This is a genomic window from Aeromonas sp. QDB23 (assembly GCF_027707745.1).
Classification (GTDB): Bacteria; Pseudomonadota; Gammaproteobacteria; order Enterobacterales; family Aeromonadaceae; genus Aeromonas; species Aeromonas allosaccharophila.
In genome coordinates, this window is the sequence record NZ_JAPCJA010000102.1 from 1 (window position 1) to 5,715 (window position 5,715).

General features: G+C 48.9%; 4 protein-coding genes. 3 read left to right on the plus strand and 1 reads right to left on the minus strand.

The genetic code is table 11. The features are described 5' to 3' along the window. Positions 1-457 precede the first annotated feature (457 nt). The 3 genes from PG888_RS22230 to PG888_RS22240 all read left to right on the plus strand — a co-directional run bounded on the left by PG888_RS22230 (position 458) and on the right by PG888_RS22240 (position 4,020). Entirely contained in the window at positions 458-1,999 is a 1,542-nt protein-coding gene (locus PG888_RS22230) for an IS91-like element ISCR1 family transposase (RefSeq protein ID WP_000050481.1), read from the plus strand. A 445-nt stretch (positions 2,000-2,444) separates the two neighbouring features. Next, positions 2,445-3,371 (plus strand): extended-spectrum class A beta-lactamase PER-3, encoded by a 927-nt coding sequence (locus PG888_RS22235; RefSeq protein ID WP_049637349.1) that lies wholly within the window; start codon positions 2,445-2,447, stop codon positions 3,369-3,371. A 73-nt stretch (positions 3,372-3,444) separates the two neighbouring features. Next, positions 3,445-4,020, plus strand: a complete 576-nt coding sequence (locus tag PG888_RS22240) for a glutathione S-transferase family protein (protein ID WP_001176353.1) — start codon at positions 3,445-3,447, stop codon at positions 4,018-4,020. Between the two features lie 38 nt (positions 4,021-4,058). On the opposite strand, the gene PG888_RS22245 is transcribed toward PG888_RS22240, so the two are convergent. After that, complete coding sequence (locus PG888_RS22245; RefSeq protein ID WP_270694411.1) at positions 4,059-5,633, minus strand: ABC transporter ATP-binding protein; 1,575 nt, start codon at positions 5,631-5,633, stop codon at positions 4,059-4,061. Positions 5,634-5,715 lie beyond the last annotated feature (82 nt).

A 5,715-nucleotide genomic window follows, 5' to 3' on the forward strand; every position in this document is an offset into this window, starting at 1 on the left:
TCGCGAAATTTCGCAGTCGCGACGCCAGAGACCGAGGGTTAGATCATGCCTAGCATTCACCTTCCGGCCGCCCGCTAAATATCTCCTTTTGGGTTGTTAATAAAACATCCAATAAGTTGACTGTGCGTGAAAAAGAAAGTTTTGTGTGATGGCGTTGAAGATCGCACCGTTAAGCTCTTATGTGGGATGGTGCAGAGCTCGACGACTACCGATAAAACGCAACCGCCGCAAACAGACAAGAAAAAGCCCCAACTGATAACAGTTGGGGCTTCAGTATTGTGATTGGTGGAGCAATAGCACCCTGAACCCAAAACCTTCTCGCTCAACCGGTAGTGGCTGATAACAACTCGTGAGGGCTATTGCGGGTTAAGCATTTAGCGATGTCTAGGGCCAGACTGGACGTCTGAACGCAAGCCGCTGATACTGTACATAACCACAGTATCAGCGGAGGATACCCATGTCGCTGGCAAGGAACGCCACGGCGAGTCAATCGCCCACTCAAACAAACGGTTACGAACGCCACCAACCCGACCAGACGCTGCTCTACCAGCTGGTTGAGCAGCACTACCCAGCCTTCAAAGCCTCACTCGAAGCCCAAGGTCAACACCTGCCTCGCTACATCCAACAAGAATTCAACGACCTCCTCCAATGTGGCCGTCTGGAGTATGGTTTCATGCGGGTTCGCTGCGAGGATTGTCATCACGAGCGTCTGGTCGCCTTCAGCTGTAAACGACGCGGCTTTTGCCCTAGCTGCGGTGCCCGCCGGATGGCCGAGAGTGCGGCGCTGCTGATAGACGAAGTCTTCCCCAAGGAGCCCATTCGCCAGTGGGTGCTCAGCTTTCCTTTCCAGCTACGCTTTTTGCTGGCTCGCCATCCCCAGCTGATGGGCCAGGTCTTGAGTATCGTCTATCGTACACTCTCAACTCATCTGATCAAAAAAGCCGGTTACACCAAAGCCTCTGCACAAACTGGCTCAGTGACTCTTATCCAACGCTTTGGCTCCGCGCTAAATCTCAATGTCCACTACCACATGCTGTTTCTCGATGGTGTCTATGCCGAAGATGACTATGGCAAGCAACGCTTCCATCGTGTCAAGGCACCCACTTACGATGAGCTGAATACGCTCGCTCACACCCTCAGCCATCGCATCGCTCGCTGCATGGAAAAGCGTGGGATTTTGGAGCGTGATGCCGAGAATACGTGGTTGACACTGGAAGAGGGCGAAGACGATACGCTGACTCAATTACATGGTGCTTCGGTTACGTATCGCATTGCCGTCGGCCCCCAGCAAGGGCGCAAAGTCTTCACCCTGCAAACCTTGCCAGGGCGTGAGGATAAAGCCGACTCAAGCAGTCGAGTAGCCAACCATGCTGGTTTCTCGCTACACGCCGGTGTGATGGCCGAAGCGCATCAGCGGGATAAGCTTGAGCGCTTGTGTCGCTACATTAGTCGGCCAGCGGTTTCAGAAAAACGTCTGGCATTAACCGCCAATGGGCAGGTGCGTTACGAGCTCAAAACTCCGTACCGCAATGGCACCACCCATGTGATCTTCGAGCCGCTGGACTTCATCGCCAAACTCGCTGCGTTGGTACCTAAGCCGCGAGTCAACCTCACACGCTTCCACGGCGTCTTTGCACCGAACAGCAAACACCGAGTTCAAGTAACACCCGCCAAGCGGGGCAAGAAGCCCGACAAATCGGAAGGTCTCGATACTAACTGGCGTGACAAGAGTCCTGCAGAGCGCCACCGCGCCATGACCTGGATGCAACGCCTCAAGCGAGTCTTCAATATTGATATTGAAGTCTGCGAACACTGCGGCGGTCACGTCAAAGTGATTGCCAGCATCGAAGATCCGAAGGTCATTGAGCAGATTCTCAAGCATCTGAAACAGAAAACAGCCAAGGCGAATGCCGCCAAGCAGCGTGAGCTGCCACCAGAACGAGCGCCGCCACTGACTCCCAGCCTGTTCGATCCATCACAGAGTCGTCTCTTTGACTGACGACCCCAAATCCAACACTGCTCAACACTGCCAACTTTTAAACGGGGCGGTGGGGCAGTTTGTATCTCTCGAGCTATCAGGCTAGAGATTTTACCGCCAAATCGAACCTTATTAGAGCGGTTTAGGCTGGACCGGCAGTTAAAATTGGGGCTTGAGCGGTAAACGAGTGAGGGAATTTCAGGTAAGATACTTCGGATGAGGAGCAAAAAGGTGGTTTATACTTCCTATACCCTATTAGAGCGGTTTAGGCTGGACCGGCAGTTAAAATTGGGGCTTGAGCGGTAAACGAGTGAGGGAATTTCAGGTAAGATACTTCGGATGAGGAGCAAAAAGGTGGTTTATACTTCCTATACCCAAAAAGGTGGTTTATACTTCCTATACCCTAAAAAGGCAGCTTTGGCTGCCTTTTGTATAATTCATATCGACTTATCAAAAGGACAATCCGATGAATGTCATTATAAAAGCTGTAGTTACTGCCTCGACGCTACTGATGGTATCTTTTAGTTCATTCGAAACCTCAGCGCAATCCCCACTGTTAAAAGAGCAAATTGAATCCATAGTCATTGGAAAAAAAGCCACTGTAGGCGTTGCAGTGTGGGGGCCTGACGATCTGGAACCTTTACTGATTAATCCTTTTGAAAAATTCCCAATGCAAAGTGTATTTAAATTGCATTTAGCTATGTTGGTACTGCATCAGGTTGATCAGGGAAAGTTGGATTTAAATCAGACCGTTATCGTAAACAGGGCTAAGGTTTTACAGAATACCTGGGCTCCGATAATGAAAGCGTATCAGGGAGACGAGTTTAGTGTTCCAGTGCAGCAACTGCTGCAATACTCGGTCTCGCTCAGCGATAACGTGGCCTGTGATTTGTTATTTGAACTGGTTGGTGGACCAGCTGCTTTGCATGACTATATCCAGTCTATGGGTATAAAGGAGACCGCTGTGGTCGCAAATGAAGCGCAGATGCACGCCGATGATCAGGTGCAGTATCAAAACTGGACCTCGATGAAAGGTGCTGCAGAGATCCTGAAAAAGTTTGAGCAAAAAACACAGCTGTCTGAAACCTCGCAGGCTTTGTTATGGAAGTGGATGGTCGAAACCACCACAGGACCAGAGCGGTTAAAAGGTTTGTTACCAGCTGGTACTGTGGTCGCACATAAAACTGGTACTTCGGGTATCAAAGCCGGAAAAACTGCGGCCACTAATGATTTAGGTATCATTCTGTTGCCTGATGGACGGCCCTTGCTGGTTGCTGTTTTTGTGAAAGACTCAGCCGAGTCAAGCCGAACCAATGAAGCTATCATTGCGCAGGTTGCTCAGACTGCGTATCAATTTGAATTGAAAAAGCTTTCTGCCCTAAGCCCAAATTAACAGACTATCAGCACTATCTAAGCCGCTGACTCTGGTTGTACACTAAAGCTATGGTTTGAAATTGGAGTAGGTTATGCAGTTATTAGGTTCAGTGGCTTCCCCTTTTGTTCGTCGTTTACGTTTAGTACTGGCAGGGCAACCTTATCAGTTTGTAGCGCTTAATATTTTTGAGTCTGAAGGCCGTTCAGTGTTGGTACAACATAATCCGGCACGCAAAGTGCCTGTGTTAGTGGATGGAGAGCAGGTTATTTTTGATTCAGGCGTAATTTATCGTTATTTGGCTTCGAAACTGAAATTCAAACCATTGAGCTGGGATCAGGAAAACGGTCTGACGACCATCAATGCCTGCACAGACTCCTTGGTTGAATTACTGCTTTGTAAGCGCTCAGGTTTTGACGTGACTGAAGATAAATTGTTTTTTAATCTTCAGCATGAGCGAATTCAGGCGACGCTAGAGGCACTTGAGCAACAAATCAGGGCAGGGCATTTCGGTGACTGGGACTATCCTGGTATCAGTCTGTTCACTTTAATCGACTGGATATTGTTCCGCGATTTAGTCGACTTAAAACCCTTCCCTGTATTATTACAGTTCAGAAATGCGCATTTAAACCGGCCGATGGTCGCTGAAACCGACCCGCGTTTAAGCTAAAAACAACAGGTCAGAGCCAAGACTCTGACCTTTATTATTTATTCCACACCAATAAAGCCGCCGGTTTGATGCGCCCATAATTGAGCGTAAATACCGCCTTTGGCGATCAGTTCCTGATGACTGCCTTGTTCCACAATACGACCTTGATCCAGAACGATCAGCCTGTCCATAGCTGCTATGGTAGATAAACGGTGTGCAATGGCTATAACCGTTTTGCCTATCATCAACTGAGTCAGACTATGCTGAATAGCTGATTCTACTTCGGAGTCCAGCGCTGAGGTGGCTTCATCCAAAATCAGAATAGGGGCGTTTTTCAGTAAAACCCGAGCTATTGCAATACGTTGACGTTGACCACCAGAAAGCTTGACTCCACGTTCGCCCACCTGAGCGTCGTAGCCACTGTTGCCTTTAGGATCGGTAAGCTCCTGAATAAAAGCATCGGCTTCGGCTAAACGGGCTGCTTCAATCATTTCCGCTTCGGTAGCGCCAGGACGACCATATAAAATATTTTCCCTTACAGTACGGTGTAGCAGGGAGGTATCCTGGGTCACCATAGCTATATGAGCGCGAAGACTTTCCTGTGATACAGTTTTGATGTCCTGACCGTCTATCAAAATCTGGCCTGAATTGACATCATAAAAGCGCAGCAGTAAGTTCACCAGCGTGGATTTACCAGCACCAGAACGGCCGACTAAACCTACTTTTTCACCGGGTTTAATCGACAAGTCCAGACCATCAATCACAGGACCATGTTCACCTGCTGCTTTGCCGTAGTTAAAGTTCAGTTGCTTAAACTCAATCTGACCTTGTGGCACTTCAAGCGGCTTCGCATCAGCTTTGTCGATGATTTGCTGAGGCTGAGACAAAGTCGCAATACCATCTGCCACAGTACCTATGTTTTCAAACAGTGCACTGACTTCCCACATGATCCACTGCGACATACCATTTAAACGCAGCGCCAGACTGACTGCGATGGCAATAGAGCCCACAGTGACGGCATTGACAGACCAAAGCCATATCGCCAGCGTGGCAATAGAGAACACCAACAGATAGTTCAGACCCTGCACACAAATATTGAGCCAGGTAGCCAGTCGCATTTGTCTGTACACAGGCACCAGAAACAGCTGCATGCTATCGCGGGCGTATTCTGACTCACGAGCCGTGTGTGAAAACAGTTTAATAGTGCTGATATTGGTGTAGCTGTCGACAATACGGCCTGTCATTTCTGAACGGGCATCGGCTTGTTCTGTTGCAACTTGTTTCAGTCTCGGCACAAAATAAAACTGCAAGCCGGTGTATATGACTAACCAGGCAATCATCGGCAGTACCAAGCGCCAATCTGCATCGGCGATCAGATACAACATAGAGCCAAAATACACCACCACATACACCATCACATCCAGCAGCTTGGTGGCCGTTTCGCGCACTGCCAAAGCCGTTTGCATCACTTTAGTGGCGATGCGACCAGCGAATTCATTCTGGTAGAAACCCAAACTTTGTTTCAGTAAATAACGATGCGCCAGCCAGCGGATCGACATAGGGTAGTTACCCAATATAGTTTGGTGGATCAGGGCTGAGTGAAAAAATACCAAACCAGGCAACACCAGCAACATCACTATTGCATATTCCGGCCGATCATGAACACCAATTCCGATTCAACGTGAACACCATTTCCGGACCAATGTGAACGCTCAT

Bases quoted from the DNA above. Each gene is read 5' to 3' on its own strand.
- PG888_RS22230 (WP_000050481.1), top strand. From the start codon at position 458: ATGTCGCTGGCAAGGAACGCCACGGCGAGTCAATCGCCCACTCAAACA.
- PG888_RS22235 (WP_049637349.1), top strand. From the start codon at position 2,445: ATGAATGTCATTATAAAAGCTGTAGTTACTGCCTCGACGCTACTGATG.
- PG888_RS22240 (WP_001176353.1), top strand. From the start codon at position 3,445: ATGCAGTTATTAGGTTCAGTGGCTTCCCCTTTTGTTCGTCGTTTACGT.
- PG888_RS22245 (WP_270694411.1), bottom strand. From the start codon at position 5,633: ATGTTGCTGGTGTTGCCTGGTTTGGTATTTTTTCACTCAGCCCTGATC.